At 64.8% G+C, this 16,416-nt stretch carries 10 protein-coding genes; 1 reads left to right on the top strand and 9 read right to left on the bottom strand.

Going from position 1 to position 16,416, the window contains the following annotated elements; translation table 11 throughout:
* Positions 1-50 precede the first annotated feature (50 nt).
* Positions 51-1,232, top strand: coding sequence for a M28 family peptidase (locus Q0S71_RS02285; protein ID WP_295990726.1), 1,182 nt, complete (start codon positions 51-53; stop codon positions 1,230-1,232).
* 39 nt (positions 1,233-1,271) lie between these two features.
* Here the strand turns inward: Q0S71_RS02285 and Q0S71_RS02280 are convergent, their stop codons facing one another.
* From Q0S71_RS02280 to xdhA, 9 genes are all read right to left on the bottom strand, one after another.
* Complete coding sequence (locus Q0S71_RS02280) at positions 1,272-2,345, bottom strand: S1/P1 nuclease (RefSeq protein ID WP_295990723.1); 1,074 nt, start codon at positions 2,343-2,345, stop codon at positions 1,272-1,274.
* A complete protein-coding gene (locus Q0S71_RS02275; protein ID WP_295990720.1) occupies positions 2,342-3,556 on the bottom strand; it encodes a phospholipase D-like domain-containing protein in 1,215 nt (404 codons plus the stop codon). Before Q0S71_RS02275 ends, Q0S71_RS02280 begins: the two co-directional genes overlap by 4 nt.
* A gap of 7 nt (positions 3,557-3,563) precedes the next feature.
* Positions 3,564-5,276, bottom strand: a complete 1,713-nt coding sequence (locus Q0S71_RS02270; RefSeq protein ID WP_295990717.1) for a bifunctional metallophosphatase/5'-nucleotidase — start codon at positions 5,274-5,276, stop codon at positions 3,564-3,566.
* A gap of 211 nt (positions 5,277-5,487) precedes the next feature.
* Positions 5,488-7,929: a TonB-dependent receptor gene (locus tag Q0S71_RS02265; protein WP_295990710.1), complete on the bottom strand. Its 2,442-nt coding sequence runs from the start codon at positions 7,927-7,929 to the stop codon at positions 5,488-5,490.
* 559 nt (positions 7,930-8,488) lie between these two features.
* Positions 8,489-9,913, bottom strand: a complete 1,425-nt coding sequence (locus tag Q0S71_RS02260; protein ID WP_295990706.1) for an adenosine deaminase — start codon at positions 9,911-9,913, stop codon at positions 8,489-8,491.
* A 37-nt stretch (positions 9,914-9,950) separates the two neighbouring features.
* Positions 9,951-11,258 carry a guanine deaminase gene (gene guaD / locus Q0S71_RS02255; protein WP_295990704.1) on the bottom strand — a complete coding sequence of 436 codons (1,308 nt, stop codon included), beginning with the start codon at positions 11,256-11,258 and terminating at the stop codon, positions 9,951-9,953.
* Positions 11,259-11,322: 64 nt separating this feature from the next.
* Entirely contained in the window at positions 11,323-12,369 is a 1,047-nt protein-coding gene (gene xdhC, locus Q0S71_RS02250) for a xanthine dehydrogenase accessory protein XdhC (protein ID WP_295990701.1), read from the bottom strand.
* 10 nt (positions 12,370-12,379) lie between these two features.
* Positions 12,380-14,734: a xanthine dehydrogenase molybdopterin binding subunit gene (gene xdhB, locus Q0S71_RS02245; protein WP_295990699.1), complete on the bottom strand. Its 2,355-nt coding sequence runs from the start codon at positions 14,732-14,734 to the stop codon at positions 12,380-12,382.
* 10 nt (positions 14,735-14,744) lie between these two features.
* Complete coding sequence (xdhA, locus tag Q0S71_RS02240; protein WP_295990697.1) at positions 14,745-16,211, bottom strand: xanthine dehydrogenase small subunit; 1,467 nt, start codon at positions 16,209-16,211, stop codon at positions 14,745-14,747.
* Between the last annotated feature and the right edge of the window lie 205 nt (positions 16,212-16,416).

The following is a 16,416-nucleotide window of genomic DNA, read 5'->3' as shown; positions in this document are numbered from 1 at the left end:
ATCTGCAAGGCTTCGCGTTCCGGCTCGATATCGGCAAGCAGCAGCTGGACGTGCCGGCCAAGTTGCTGAGTTTTAGCCTGGTGCAAGGCCTGGCGTTGAACGACGTCGCCATCGTCAAGATCGACGCCGTCAATCCGGCCGGGTTGGACGCGCACAGCGAGGCCACACTGGCCGGCAAGGTCGCCGTCGTCAACCTGCCCGACTTCCAGGCCATGCCGCAAACCGAGGGTATGCACGCGTACGAGCAGTGGCAAGCCCTGGTGACCAAGCTGGCGACCTACAAACCGGCGCTGCTGCTGCTGATCGACCGCGCTCACCCGGCCGGCAACGCCGGCGGCAGCGGGCGGCTGGTCGATCCCGACAACAGCAAGGAGACCACGGCCGCCATGCTGCGCATCACCGTCCATTCGCCGCAAGCCATACAGGCGCTGGACGCGTTGGGCGCCGACGGCGGCGCGGCGCGCGTGAAGATCAACCTGGCGGCGCCGCACGAGCGCGACGTCAAGCTGCGCAACGTGATCGGCCTGCTGCGCGGCTCGGACCCGGTGCTGAAGAACACCTACGTGATGGTGACGGCGCATTACGACCATCTCGGCGTCAAGGGCGGCGCGATCTACAACGGCGCCAATGACGACGGCAGCGGCACCGTATCGGTGATGGAGATCGCCGCGGCGCTGGCCGGCATGAAGCAGCGGCCCGCGCGCAGCATCGTGTTCATGACCGTGTTCGGCGAGGAGCTGGGCCTGTTGGGGTCGCGCTACTACGGCCGCCATCCTGTCTTCCCCATCAAGCAGACCGTGGCCGACGTCAACCTCGAACAGGTCGGACGCACGGACAGCTCGGAGGGCCCGCAACTGAACAACGCGTCGATGACCGGCTTCGATTTTTCGGACATCGGCCCGGTGTTCCAGCGCGCCGGCAAACTCACCGGCATCAAGGTCTACAAGAACGAGGCCAATAGCGATTTCTATTTCAACAAAAGCGACAACCAGGCGCTGGCCGACCAGGGCGTGCCGGCGCATACCTTGTGCGTGGCGTACGAATACCCGGACTATCACGCGCCGGGCGATCACTGGGAAAAAGTCGATTACGCCAACATGGCCAAGGTGGACCGCATGGTGGCGCTGGGCGTGCTGATGATCGCCAACGATCCGGTGGCGCCGAAATGGAACGCGGCCAATGCCAATACGACGCCGTATGTCGAAGCCATGAAAAAACAGGCCGCTCAATAGCGACTAGCGCGCGCTTCCCGCAGCGGGACGCGCGTTTTTTTACTTCCAGATGGTTTGCAGCAGCTCGGCCAGATGGTAGCCGCCCTTGATGAGCTGCGTCTTCGCGGCGGCCGAACTGGGCACCGGATAATTGTCCGGAATCGCCAGCGCCCACAGGTTGTAGCTCTCGCCATTGCGGCCAATCTGCTTGGAGACCTGCCCCACCGTCACGCCATCGAAGGCCAGCTTGGAGACGACCAGCGCGTCGTCGGCCCACTGGTAGGGCCAGCCGATCGGATCACCGATGTTCATCGCCACCTCAGGCTTGCTGGCGATGACCGCCTGCGCGAACTGCTCCGGCGTGCGCACGCCGGTGCGGCGGAAGGCGTAATCGACCACCGTCGTGTCCCAGTAAGAGTGGAATGGCTTGGTGGCCGATTTCGCGGGAACGTAGGTGGATGCTGGCTTGCTTTCATCGGCTGGCGCCGGCGGCGGCGGCGGAATCAGCGGGGCGGCGGCGGTGTTCAGCTTCGCGTCATCGAGCAGCAGGTCGTTGCCGCCGCGCGTATCGAACATGGTCACGGAGTCGATCTGGCCCTGGCGGTCCGGCAGCAAGAAGCCGCCGTCCTTGCCGACGTAGGCCGCGCCGACGTGCAGCGGCTGGTGGATGTCGCCGGTCAGGTGGACCAGCAGCAGCAAGGCCTGGCGCTTGGTGAAGTGATGCGGATTGGAGACGTCGTCGCCCTTGTCCTCCAGCACGGCGATGGCCTGCTTCAGCGTCTGCACCACGTCGTCGGTGGCGGTGCCGACTTCGCCGTCATGATAATGCGCGTCCTGGTACGGCACGTCCGTGTAGTGGTATTCGCCATGTTTGGGATTGGCGGCGACGTAGTCTTTCATCTCCTGCGTTTGCGGGCCGCAGTACGTGCCCTTGACGCAGTCGGCCCAGTTGGCGATGCTTTCCAGGCTCTCGCCCGGCAGCAGCAAGGCCGCGACCTGCTTCTGCGCGTTGCTGCCTTTGATAAGCAGGTCGGCGATGGCGCCGACGGCGCGGTGGCCGTCATTGCCCCACGCGGCCGCGTTGAGGGAGACGAAGGCGCCGCTGAGCGCGACGATGCATGCGAGTTTTTTCATTCCGGTTTGGCCTTGGCGGGTTGGGGATAGTTCTTGTTGATGTCGAGCGGCTGCGCGTACGGCGAGTCCCAGGTCTGCTGATGCAGGGCGGCGACGCGCTGCGCCATTTTCTCGCTGCGCATCACCACTTCCAGGTTGCGCGACTTGTCCATATAGCCGCCGCTCCAGTTGCTGGTGCCGACCCACGCGACCTTGCCGTCGATGCTCATGGTCTTGCTGTGGATGACGCGCGCGAACGGTATGAAGCCGGTCGACATGGTGGGCAGCGTGACGACGCGGATTTCCACGTTCGGCAGCACGGCCAGGCTTTTCAGGTAGGCCAGCGCCGGCGCTTCCACGTTCCAGTTCGAGACCATCAGCTTGATCTTCACGCCGCGCGCGGCGGCGGCCCGCAGCGTGTTGTCGATGACGGCGTAGTAGGGCCGCGTGCCGTTCGGGCCGTAGCTGAGCGGCGCGTAGTCGAGCAGCTGCACCCGCACTTCGCTCCGGGCGGCGGCCAGCAGCGCCGGCAGGCCGCTCTCGGAATCGCCGACGCCGGCCGGATTGTAGGCGTTCGGGCTGGTCAGCAAAAACGCGTCCTGCGCGTAGTCGGCGCCGACGGTGGACTGGTTCAGCGCCGGCACGGTCAGTCCCTGCGCCATCAGCGCCTGGGCGCGCCAGTCCTGGTCGAACACGGCCTGCACCTGGCCGGCGATTTTCGCGTCGCCGATGCGCAAGCCCGTTTCGTGGATGTGGCTCAGCGAGCGCCAGTCGAAATTCTGGCTGCCGACGTAGGCGGTGCGGCCGTCGATCACCATGTACTTGGCGTGCAGGATGCCGTTGCCGGTCATGCCGCCGACGTTGATGACGCGCAGTTCCAAATTCGGGATCGCGCGCAGTTGCGCGATGGTGGCGGCGTCCGAAATCTTCACGCCCGACTGGTCCAGCAGGAAGCGGATCTTGACGCCGCGCCGTCCGGCCGCCGTCAAATGCGCCATCACCTGGTCGAAGCTGCTGCGGGCGTGGCCGACCACGTAGAACTCGCCCAGCACGATCTGGCTGCGGGCGCCGTCGAACAGTTCGCACCAGACCGTGGCCGGGTCGCGCAGGTCGCTGTTCGACAAGCTCGTTTCCAGCGGCGCGGTCTGCACCAGTTCAAAGCCGGGTGTCGAGAACTCGGCGCGGGCGAAATTGGCCGCACCCAGCAGCGCGCATAAAAGTAGTTTTCGCATGCAGTCCTTATGGTTGATCGGCGTGGGCCTGGTCGACGCGCGTGATGCGGCCGGCCGGGGCGGCGGCGCCGGCCGGCTTGCCGGCCTGCTCGCACGCCAGCAGATAGGCCGACAGCATGTCGATGTCGCGCAGGTCGGTGCGGGCGCGGTTGCCGCCCTGCTTGAAGACGGGGAAGTAGTCGCCGCCCTCGGCCAGGAAGTTATTGGTGGCGACGCGGTAGCTGCTGTCGTCCACCAGCGGCGCGCCGTTCAGCGTCACGCTGTCGGGCAGCACCTTCTGGCCTTCGGGGCGGCTGTCGTCCCAGGCGTAACGGAAGCCGTTGGACACTTGCAGCAGGCCGCGCGTTTCGCCGCGGCCATCCAGCCACTGCTGTTCCAGCAGCGCGCGGATTTGCGCGCCGGTCAAATTCATCACCACCAGCGTGTTCGCGAACGGCAGCACCTTTTGCAGCTGGCCGATGGTGGCGGTGCGGTCGGCGTTCACTTCCAGGTCGCCGCGCACGCCGCCACGGTTCTGGAACGCGATCTGCGCGCCGAACGGCCGGCCCGCCCTCAGCATGCCGTCGGCCACCAGCTCGCCGAGCGCCGATTCGATCGGCAAGTCCTTGCCGCGTTCCACCTTGTTCACCGCCAGATGCGCGATCGGCCGCGTCAGCACGGCGTCGCTGCGCGCGCGCACCGACGCCAGATAGGCGTCGAGCTCCGGCGCCGGCGCGTACACGCCCGGCACCATGACCACATTGCGCGCGCTGATGTCGCGCACCGCGTGGGTCGCGTTGTCGACGCTGACCGTGATGCGGCCCAGCAGGTGGCCTTCCTTCTCGGACTGCGTGACGACGCGGCCGTCGACCTTGCACAGATAGCCTTTGTGCGAGTGGCCGCTGATGACGAGGCGGATGGCCGGGTCGAGCCGCTTGACGATGTCGACGATGTCGCCGGTCAGGTGCGCGCAGTCGGGCTGGTCGAACTGGTCGACGGTGCGGCCGCCCTGGTGGATCAGCACCACGAACACGTCCACGCCCTGCCGGTGCAGCTCCGGCAGCACACGGTTGATGGAATCGGCTTCGTCGGCGAAACGCAGGCCGGCGATGCCGGAGGCGAGCGACATGTCGGCCGTGTCTTTCAGCACCGCGCCGATGAAGCCGACCTTGATGCCGTGGACTTCCTCGATGCTGTAGGCCGGCAGGAAGGGTTGGTTGGTGACCATGTCGAACACATTGGCGGCCAGGTAGCTGAACTGCGCGCCGCCGAAGGTCGGTTCCAGCTTGCAGGCTTTTTCCGGCCGCGGCGACGCGCAACCGCCTTTTTGCTGGCGCATCAATTCGGCGCGGCCGCCGTCGAATTCGTGGTTGCCGACGGCGCTGACGCGCAGGCCGAGGCGGTTCATGGCGCCTATGGTCGGCTCGTCGGCCCACATCGACGACATGGCCGGACTACCGCCCACGAGATCGCCGGCGCCGACCACCAGCAGCTGATCGTCCTCCTTGCGCCAGGCCTGCAATGCGGCGCCCAGCGTGTCGATGCCGCCGGCCGTCACGCTGAGTTCCTCCGTCTGGCCGGCCGGGGTATATTTGAATTTGCTCGCTTCCAGATTGCCGTGGAAGTCGTTGAGCGCGACCAGGTGGATGTCGGTCACGCCGCTGTGCTGCCAGCTGGCGCAGGAGGCCAGCGCGAACGTGGCGGCGAGGACGGCGGCGCGCCGGGTCAGTGAAAATATCATCAGATGCTCAACTCCGGGTTCGGGCGCCGCGCCGGATGGCGGTGCCAGTCTTGAACGTCCCGCCGTGTTTCAGGGCGATGCGAGGCGCTCAAGGCTGGCCAACATTATAGATAAAAAAACAGGCCCGAAGGCCTGTTCTGTGTGCGGACATCCCGTCTGGATTTGCGGCTGCGCGGCGCCGATGTCAGCCACCGCGCAGCCGCAGCCGGACTTAGAAGTCGACGCGCAGGGTGGCCGACGCGAAGCGCGGCGCACCGAGGTTGTAGAACACGTTGGCGGCCTTGATGACGCCGTAGGCGACGGCGTTCGTGGCCTGGCTGGTCGGGTTGCGGTACTGCTTGTTGGTCAGGTTCGACACGTTCAGCGTCAGCTTCGGGGTCTTGAAGGCGCCCCAGCTTGGGAACTGATAGCCGGCGTCCAGATCGAACAGGGTGTAGCCCGGCACTTCTTCATCGTTCGCCAGCGTCGCTTGCTGATGGTCGGTGTACTTGCCTTTGAGGCGGACATACCACGCGTCGGTCTCGTAGGAAGCGCTCAGACCGGTTTTCCATTTAGGCGACAGCGGATATTCGTTGCCGGCCGTCGGCAGATAGACCAGGGCCTTGGTCACTGGATCGAGACCGCCGACCAGATTGCTGCCGACCTTGGTGTTCAGGTAACCAACCGAAGCGTAGACGGAGAAACCGTTCACTGGCGTGTTGCCCAGTTCCAGCTCGAAGCCCTTGTTCTTGACGTTGCCGACGTTGGTCAGCGTGCTGGTCAAGGTGTTCGGGTCGATCGCGGTGGCCTGGCGGTTCTTGAAGTTCGTGTAGAACATGGTCGCCGACGTCGTGATCGCCTGGGTCTGGTGACGGTAGCCGACGTCCAGATCCCACGAGGTTTCAGGGCGCACGGCGCTGGCCAGAACCGGCTGGCCGGCGGCGTTGATGACGACGTTGTTGCCGGTGGTGGCGTAGACGAAGTTAGGCGGCGCCTTGAAGTTCTTGGCCAGGCTGGCGAAGATCTGGTCGTCGTTGGTGATGCGGTAACGGGCGCCCAGCTGCGGCAGCGTGTCCGAGTATTCCTTGGTGATGTTGTAGGTCGTACCCGAAGCGAAACCTTCGTTGGCGTAGTTGGTGAAGTCGCGCTTGACGTGCGGATTGCGCACGCCGATGTTGACCAGCAGCTTGTCGCCCAACAGCGAGATGGTGTCTTGCAGGAAGACCTGGTAGGCGGTGCTGATGGTCAGCCAGTCGCGCGACTCGTACGGCGTGCCGTCCGGACGCAGGATGGGATTGTCATGCAGCCAGGCGTCGGCCGGATTGCCCGATGCGTCGATCAGCTCCATCGGACCGGTCTGGCGGTGATGGGCGCGTTCGTACCACACGCCGGCCAGGATTTGATGGTCGCCCAGGGTTTCGATGACCGAGGTGGTCACGCCCGGACGCTGGGTGCGGGTGACGCTGCCGTTGTAGATCAGGACTTTGTCCTTGGTGTCGCCGTCGCCGTTCAAGTCGACGCCCGCCGTCAGCTTGCCGGTGGCCGGATTGAGGAAGCCCGATTCCGACATCAGCTTTTCTTCCACGCCGCCGGTGCCGTAGCCGTACCAGTAGTAAGGCGTGATCTTGATGTCGGTGGTGTCGTTCAGGCGGAACTTGGCGGTGGCCGAAGCGACCACGTTCTCGAACGGGTTCAGCGCCAGCTTGTAGTAGGAATCGGCGTTGGCGGGCAGCACGTCGTTGCCGGCCGTGCCGGGGCTCGCCGGCGCGCGGCCGGTGAAGGTGGTCGCGTAATCGTAGTAGTAACCGTGCTTGTTCAGATCCGACAGATTGAAGGTGCTGATGTTGTTGTTGACGGCGTGGTTGTACAGGAAGGTGCCGTGGATGTAGTTGAAACGGTCCCAGTCGTAGTTGAAACCGATGTCCATGTGGTCGCGCTTGGCCTTGCCTACGCCTTTCCACTTGTCGGTTTCCGCGTGCGACAGCGAGACGAACATCTTCGCTTTGCCGTCCCAGAACTTGCCGGTGTCGACGCGCAGATAGGACTTCCACATGTCGAGCTGGCCGCCGGTTTGCATGATGCGGAAGCGCTGCTTGTCTTCCGGATCGCAGGTGGTGATGCCGATGTTGCCGCCGGTCGCGCCCACTTGCGGGGAGTCGACGTCGGTCGAACCCTGGGTCACGTATTCCTGGCAGGTGTTTTCTTCATCGACGAATTCCTGTGGGAAGACCGAGAAGCTGCCCGAGTCGTTGACGGGCACGCCGTTGATGGTGACGCCGATCTGGTCGCTGTTGAAACCGCGCAGGGTCAGGCCGCCACCGAACAGGCCGGTGCCGTCGTAGCTGTAGCTGTTGACCGCAGGCATCAGGGCGAGCGCGTCGTAGATGTTGCCGGTCGGACGCTGCTTGGCCAGCTCTTCGGCGGTCACGGTGCTGCGTGCCTTAGGCACTTCTTCTTGCACCATCAAGCCCATACCGACTTTTTTGCCGGTGATGGTGACGACTTCCTTGGCTGGCGCCGCTGGCGTGGTGTCGGCGGCGGACGCGGCGACTTGCGCGTCGGCGGCGGCGGCCACGTCGGCCGCCATGGCCGGCAGGCCCAGGCAGGCCATCTGGCAGGCCAGAGCGATCATGCTCAGGCGCAGCTTTGGATGTTGTTTCAGAACAGCTTGCATTCAATACTCCCTAGAGTGTTATTGTGAATTCGTTGGGCGAGTTGGCACTCGCGTAATGCTATTAATGGGGACCAGCGTTCCCGACGCAGCGGGGAAGTGTAAAGGTTGTTTATTTCAACACCATGACACTAATATGACAGTTTAATGACCATGCCAGACTGAAACATCGTTTCATCGCGGTACGAAAATATGACGGTATTGCATTTATTGCTTTGCTTTTGACTATGCATTAATGTCATGCCCAAATACAAATTCAATTTCCCTTAGAGATTTATACGAATCGGATATAAATCCGCCGGCGGATCGCATATCGCAGCCCGATGGGCGTCGCCTCATAGGGGAAGGGTCGGGCGGAATTATAAAATCCCGTCACGGCACATGAATCCCTTTCATGGAAATTCCCTGAAAAGCGCGATTTGTCGCGCGCAAGGTGTCGCTTGCAGGCCACACAAATATCAAAAAACCATGGAATTGAGCACGATCCAAGAAGATGGATCTGAGAAATATTGCAAAACCGGCAGCATTGCGCCGCCGGTGAGTTCGACTACTTTTTCGGGGCTCAGTGTTTCAATGTTACAACGTTCGATTTGGCGATTTCCGCCTCGAACGTGGCGAATTTGACATCCAAAGACTTCAACATGCGCTGTTTGTCATCTTTCGACAGGAAGGAATATTTAACACTGTTGTATGACAGTTTCTTGACTTCCGCATAATCGGGCTTGTAGCGGCTGGCGAACAGCACATACTCCTCGGACAGATTATTGCGCGACACGCCGGCGTCGTCGGTGGCGATGACGAAGGGCACGCCGTATTTTCGGTACAGGGTCACCGGATGGTTCTGGCCTTCGATGCCGAGGATGAAGGCATTGCTGGTCAAATTGATTTCAACGGCGATGTCCTTGTCGCGCATTTCCTTCATGATGGCCAGCGCGCCCGTTTCGTGCGCGATGTCGATGCCGTGGCCGATGCGCTTGGCGCCGGCGACATCGATGGCGTCGCGGATGTGGAAGGTCAGGCCTTCCGGCGGCACCGTGCCCAGCGCCAGTTCGCCCGCGTGCAGCGCCAGGTTCACCTGCGGATATTTGGTCTTGAGGAATTTGAACATGCGCATCTGCATCGCGTAATCCTGCATCGACACGGCCACGCTTTCCTGGCCGACGATGTTGACGCCGACGATCTGCGGGCTTTGCATGGCCATCTCGAAGCTCGACACCATGGACGAAAACACCAGCGACGGCGACAGGAAGCGCAGCACGAAGCCCTGGTAGCGCATGCTGAACTGGGCGTCGTCGATGCCGGCGCTTGCCGCCTTCAGGTCGCCGATGTAGCTGGCGATGCCCTGTTTAAAGCCGGCGTCCTGGTCCAGCTTGGCCATGAAGGCTTCCATGGCCGCGTCGCTCAGGCCGGCGCGGGCTTGCTGGTCGAAGCCGTCGTCGGGCTGCATCGGCGACAGCTGGTAGATGGTTTCGATATAACCGAGGTTTTCCTGGATGGCGCGCTGCTTCAGGCGCGCCAGGCCGTCGTGCGCGTTGGTCGCCGCGACGTCGTTGAAATAGGCGAAGGTATCGAAGAACTGGCGGTCCGGCGGCGATTGCAGCGCGCCGTGGTTATGAAAATCCTTGTCAGACCAGCGTTGCAGCAGCGCGGTCAGGGTGGTGTTGTCGAGCATGACGGCGGCGCCGGACAGGCAACTGCCGGACGGAACGTGGTGCACGATCTGGTAAGAGGCCTTGTCGACGCAGTAATTCTGCTTGTCGACCCATTCCAGATACTGCTCGGCGTACAGCGCGCCCGAATAGTGGTGGTGCAGGTCGCCGCCCTTGGGCATCATGGTCATGAACAGCGTCAGCTCGGCGCGTTTCGGTTCCGCGCCCGCCAGCAGGCCGGCGAAATAACGCTGGGTCGCGTCCTCGTTGCTGGCCGCGTGCGCAAGGCCGCCCGCCAGGGCCAGGCCCACCATCAGGGTCGCGATTTTCTTTTGCATGGAGTGTTCTCGTTGTTGGTTGAACGTCGGTGGTCGGTCAGCTTTCGCGCAGATGCACGCGCCGGCCCGCTGAATAGGTGGCCGCCACCGCGCGGTCGTCGCCCAGCAGCGCCAGCGCGAACAGCAGCTCTTCGAGACTTTCGCGGCGCGCCGTGCGCCGCGCCAGCAGCGGCGTGGCCTGCGGATCGAGCACGATGAAATCGGCTTCGGCGCCGGCGGCGAAACTGCCGATGGTCCCTTCGAGCTGCATGGCGCGCGCCGCGCCCAGCGTCGCCATATAAAACATGCGCAGGGCCGGCAGGTAACTGCCTTTCAGTCGCGCTACTTTATAGGCTTCATTCATCGTTTGCAACATCGAAAACGAGGTGCCGCCGCCGACGTCGGTGGCCAGCGACAGCAGCATGCCGGCGTCGTCGGCGCGCTCGAAGTCGAACAGGCCGCTGCCGAGGAACAGGTTGGAGGTCGGGCAGACCGCCGCCGCCGACCGGGTTTCGGCCATGCGCCGGCGGTCGCGCTCATCGAGCCAGATGCAGTGGCCGTACATGGCGCGCGGGCGCAGCATGCCGTAGCTGTCGTAGACGTCGATGTAGCTGCGCGAGTTGGGAAACAGCGATTTCACCCAGCGGCATTCGTCCTCGTTCTCGGAGACGTGGGTTTGCAGGAAGGTGTCCGGATAGGCGCGCGCCAGTTCGCCGGCCAGCTGCAACTGTTCTTCGGTCGACGTCGGCGCGAAGCGCGGCGTGATCGCGTACAGCGCGCGGCCGCGATGGTGCCAGCGCTGGATCAGGGCTTCGGTGTCGCGCGCGCTCGATTCGGCGGTGTCGCGTAAAAAGTCGGGGCAGTTCCGGTCCATCATGACCTTGCCGGCCACCATGCGCAGGTCGCGCTTTTCGCTGGCGGCGAAAAAGGCGTCCACCGATTCCGCATGCACGGTGCAGTAGACCATGGCCGTGGTGGTGCCGCAGCGTAGCAGCTCGTCGAGGAAGAATTCGGCCACCGCGCCGGCGTGTTCGGGATCGTCGAACTGGCGTTCGGTCGGGAAGGTATAGCGCTCCAGCCAGGGCAGCAGGCCGGGCGCCGGCGAGGCGATCATGTCCGACTGCGGATAGTGGACGTGGGTATCGATGAAGCCGGGCGTGATGATATGGCCGCCGTAGTCGTGCAGCGGGGTCCCGGCCGGCAGCGTCGCGTGCAGCGTGGCGTAGTCGCCGGCGGCCCGCACCTTGCCGTCGGCGACGATCAGCAAGCCGTCTTCATGCCAGTCGTGCGCGTGGGCGTCGAAGGCGGGATCGGCGTGAAAGTGCAGCAAGCTGGCACGATAGGCTTGCAGGGAAGCGGTGGACATGTAAGGCTTTCGGTTGCTGTAACTGGAACTGGAACTGGTGTGAAGCTGATGCCTACGCTGATACCTACGCCGACGCCGACGCCACCAACCGCAGCGGCGACGCGGCCGCCGCCTGCTGCGCCTCCCACACCATCAGCAGCTGGGCGCAGACGGCGGCCGCGATCACGGCCGGCTGCTTGCCGCTGATGCCGGCCACGCCGACCGGGCACACCATGGCGGCGATGCGCTCGGCCGGCAAGCCGCGCGCGTGCAGGCGATGCTCGAACTGCGCGCGCTTGGTCTTCGATCCGATCAGGCCGAACCAGCCGACCCGGTCACGCGCCAGTATAGCCTCGCTGAGGCGCTGGTCGAGCGCGTGGCTGTGCGTCATCACGAGGTAGCTGCTGCCGGGCCGCGCCGCGTCGACCAGCGCCTCCGGCGTGTCCGACGCTTCGACGGTGACGTTGTCCGGTATCGGCGACGGGAACATGGCGTCGCGCTCATCGATCCACGTGACCGTGCATGGCAGCCCGGCCAGCGCCCGCACGATGGCGGCGCCGACATGGCCGGCGCCGAACAGCAGCAGGTGCGCGCGCGGCGCCAGACAGGGATCGAGCAGCCAGCGCCGGCCCTGCGGATCGCGGATCACGCGGGTGCGGCGGTCCGCTTGATAGTCCGGCGTGTCGATGGCGGCGCCGCTCAGGGTGCGGCCGTCGGCATCGGACAGCGCCGTCATGCTGGGGCCATCGATGGCCGACAAGCGCCAGCTGTCCTGCTGGCGGCGCTGGCGCAGGCTGTCCAACACGGCCAGCAGATGAGCGTCGACGTATTCAAACACGAGATAGACCACGCCGCCGCAGCACTGCCCGAGGCCGGGGCCGAGCGCGAAGCGCTGGAGCTGGGTTTGCGCCCGCGCTTGCGATTGCGTGGCGCGGCCGTCGGCGCCGAGCATGGCGCGCGCGATCTCGCAGGCCTGCATTTCGAGATGGCCGCCGCCGATGGTGTCGAACTGCACGCCGCGCATGACCAGCATCTTGGCGCCGGGTTCGCGCGGGCCGGAACCCTCCACCATCGCCACCGTCACCAGCACGGACGGTTCGGATGATTCGGCGACTGTCAGCCAGTCTTTCATCGCGCGGTCCTCAACGCGCCGCCGCGGCAACGGCGGTGATGGCGCGCAGGATTTCCTCGCTGGTCGCGGGCGCGTTCAGCGGCGGATTGACCTTGTGGCCGCCGACGCTGGACACCGCGTCGCGGATCGCGAAGAACACCGAGAACGGCAGCAGCAGCGGCGGTTCGCCGACGGCCTTGGAGCGGTGGATGCTGTCCTCGACGTTGGCGTTATCGTACAGGCGCACACGGAAGTCTTCGGGACAGTCGGAGATGGCGGGGATTTTATACGTCGACGGCGCGTGCGTCATCAGCTTGCCGGCCGCGTTCCACCACAGCTGCTCGGTGGTCAGCCAGCCCATGCCCTGTATGAAAGCGCCTTCGACCTGGCCGATGTCGATGGCCGGATTGAGCGAGCGGCCGGCGTCGTACAGCGCGTCGGCGCGCAGCAGCTTCCATTCGCCGGTCAGCGTGTCGACCACGACCTCGGAGACGGCGGCGCCGTAGGCGTAGTAGGAAAACGGATGACCGTTCATCGTCTTCGGGTCCCAGTGCAGGTTCGGCGTCGCGTAAAAACCGTCGGACCACAGCTGCACCCGCGCCAGATAGGCCTTCATCACCAGCTCGGGGAAGGGCACAACGTGGCCGTTGACGTGGACCGCGTTGTCGAAGTAGCGCACCTGTTCCGCCGAGCCGCCATACTGGCGCACGGCGTAGGCGGACAGGCGGTCGCGGATCTGGCGCGCCGCGTCCTGAGCGGCCTTGCCGTTCAAGTCGGCGCCGGTCGACGCGGCGGTGGCCGAGGTGTTGGCGACCTTGCTGGTGTCGGTCGCGGTGACGCGCACGTGATCGACATCGAGACCCAGTTCATGCGCCACCACCTGGATCACCTTGGTGTTGATGCCCTGCCCCATCTCCGTGCCGCCGTGGTTGACCAGCACCGAGCCGTCCACATACACGTGCACCAGCGCGCCGGCCTGGTTCAAGTGCGTGACGTTGAAGGCGATGCCGAATTTGACCGGCGTGAGGGCGAGGCCTTTTTTCAGCACCGGACTGGCGGCGTTGAACGCGGCGACGGCCTCGCGGCGCGCGCGGTAGTCGCTGCTGCGCTCCAGCTCCGCCGTCAGTTCGGCGATGACGTTGTCGACGATCTCCTGGCCGTATGGCGTGACGTTACGCTCGGTGCGGCCGTAGAAATTGAGGCGGCGGATATCGAGCGCGTCGCGGCCCAGGTTGCGCGCGATGTCGTCGATGATGTATTCGATGGCGATGGCGCCCTGCGGTCCGCCGAAGCCGCGGAAGGCGGTGTTCGATTGCGTGTTGGTCTTGCCGCAGCCGGCGCCGATTTCCACGTCCGACAAATAATAGGTGTTATCGAAGTGGCAGACCGCGCGCGTGGCGACGGGGCCGGACAGGTCGGCCGAGAAGCCGGCGCGCAAGGTCATGTCGACTTTGGCGGCGAGGATTTTGCCGTCGGCATCGTAGCCGACTTCGTACTCATAATAGAAGCAGTGGCGCTTGCCGGTGACGAGCATGTCGTCGTCGCGGTCGGCGCGCAGCTTGACCGGCCGCTGCAGCTTTGAAGCGGCGATGCCGGCCGCCGCCGCCCACAAGGCGGACTGCGATTCCTTGCCGCCGAAGCCGCCGCCCATGCGCCGGCATTCGACCTGGATCTTGTGCGAATGGACGCCCAGCGCGTGCGCGACCACGTGCTGCATCTCGCTCGGGTGCTGGGTCGAGCATTGCACCAGCATGGCGTTGTCCTCTTTCGGAATCGCGTAGGCGATCTGGCCTTCGAGGTAGAATTGTTCCTGGCCGCCGACGAACAGCTGGCCCTTCACCACATTCGGCGCGGCCTCGAACGCGCTCTGGAAATCGCCGCGTTTGAGCTTCATCGGCGGCAGCACATACGATTGCGCGGCCTTGGCCGCTTGCGGCGTCAGGATCGCCGGCAGCTCCTCGTAGTCGACGACGGCGCGGCGGGCGGCGCGGCGGGCGTTGTCGTGCGTGTCGGCGACGACGACGAACATCGGCTGGCCGACGTACAGCACCACGCCGTCGGCGAAGATGGGATCGTCGTGGATGATAGGGCCGCAGTCGTTGGTGCCGACGATGTCGGCCGCCGTGTAGACGGCGACCACGCCGGGCGCCGCGCGTACCGCCGTCAAGTCCATGGCGCTGACGTTGGCGTGCGCTTTCGACGAAAGACCCAGCGCGGCGTGCAGCGTGCCTTGCAGCTCGGGGATGTCGTCGGTGTAGGTGGCCTGACCCAGCACGTGCAGCCGCGCCGATTCGTGCGGACGCGGTTTGCCGACGGCGGCCCACGCGGCCGCTCTCAGCTCCACGCTCAAATCGTTATTCAACTCGGGGTTACCGGGATGGTTCATGGTCATCCCCTCAGGCGCGGCAGGCGAAGGCGTTGACGGCGTCATTGGCCAGCGGCGCGTCGGCGCGGGTCTCAAACCAGTAGCGGCGCAGCAGGTTCTGCGCCGCCGTCATGCGGTACTCGCTGGAGGCGCGCATGTCCGACAGCGGCGCGTAATCCAGCGCCAGCATCGCCATCGCGGACGACAGGTTCGCTTCACTCCACGGCTTGCCGTTCAAGGCCGCTTCCGCTTGCGCGGCGCGCTTCGGCGTCGCGGCCATGCCGCCGAAGGCGATGCGGGCTTCCACGATCGTGTCGCCATCGAAGGTGAACGCGAAGGCGGCGCACACCGCCGAGATATCCTGGTCGAAGCGCTTGGTCAGTTTATAGGTGTGGAACCGCACGTCCGCGCGCGGCAGCGGCACGCGCACGGCTTCGACGAACTCGCCCTCCCGTATATCCTTGTTCTGATAACCGAGATAGAACGCTTCCAGCGGCAGCACGCGCTGCCCGCCCGCGCCGCGCAGCACGACGTCGGCGCCGAGCGCGATCAGCCACGGCATCGAGTCGCCGATGGGCGAGCCGTTGGCGACGTTGCCGCCCAAAGTGCCGGCGTTGCGGATCGGCAGGGAGGCGAAGCGCTGCCACATGTCGGTCAGCTGCCGCGGGTAGTGCCGGCACAGCGCGGCGTAGGCGTCGTTGAGCGTGACGCCGGCGCCGATTTCCAGTCTGCCGTCGGCTTCGACCATCGTCTTCAGCGCGGCGACCTGGCCCAGGTAGATGATGTCGCCAAGCTCGCGCATCTGTTTTGTGACCCACAGGCCGACGTCGGTGGAACCGGCCAGCAGCGTCGCCGCCGGATGGGCCGCGCGTAACTGAACCAGTTCGTCGACGGTGCGCGGCGCGTGGAAGTTCTGGCCGCGCGCGGAGTAGGTGGAAGCGGTGTCGCGCTCGATCGCCCGTAGTTGCAGGCTCAGTGCCGCGCGGTCGAATTCGACCTTGGGCAGTTCGGTCATGCGGCGGGCGGCCTCGATGATGGGACGGTAGCCGGTGCAGCGGCACAGATTCCCGGACAGGCAGTCGTCGATTTCCCGGCGCTGGGCGGGCTGGCCGTCTTTGTCCAGGTACATGCCCCACAGGGACATGACGAAACCGGGCGTGCAAAAGCCGCACTGGGAACCGTGGCATTCGACCATGGCCTGCTGCACCGGGTGCAGCGCGCCGTCGGCCTGCTGCAAGTCTTCGACCGAGAACAGGGCCTTGCCGTCGAGCGTGGGCGTGAGCTGGATGCAGGAGTTGACCGCCTTCAGTTCGAGCTTGCCGTGATTCAGGCTGCCGATGACGACCGTGCACGCGCCGCAGTCGCCCTCGGCGCAGCCTTCCTTGGTGCCGGTGCGGTGCAGCTCTTCGCGCAGGTGCTGCAACACGGTCTGCGTGGGCGACGCATCGGCCACTTCCCGCACCGCGCCACGGTAATAGAAACGTATCGGTTCTGACATTATTGCCTCGGCTTTATCCCAGTGTGCAGGTTAACATTGTCGCTAGCCGCGATACATAATTTGTCGATGATGCCGGGTATCGGCGCATGCGTATAGCGTGCGCCTATACCTCATTCTACATAGGGATGGGTCGAACGCCAGTGCTCCGCGATGTCGATGCGGCGCGTGATCCACACCCGGTCGTGGCGCTGCACGTAGTCGAGAA

This window comes from Rugamonas sp., from assembly GCF_025354735.1.
GTDB lineage: Bacteria > Pseudomonadota > Gammaproteobacteria > Burkholderiales > Burkholderiaceae_D > Rugamonas.
Note: the sequence above shows the minus strand (reverse complement) of the source record. Positions and strands in the feature narration are given on the sequence as shown.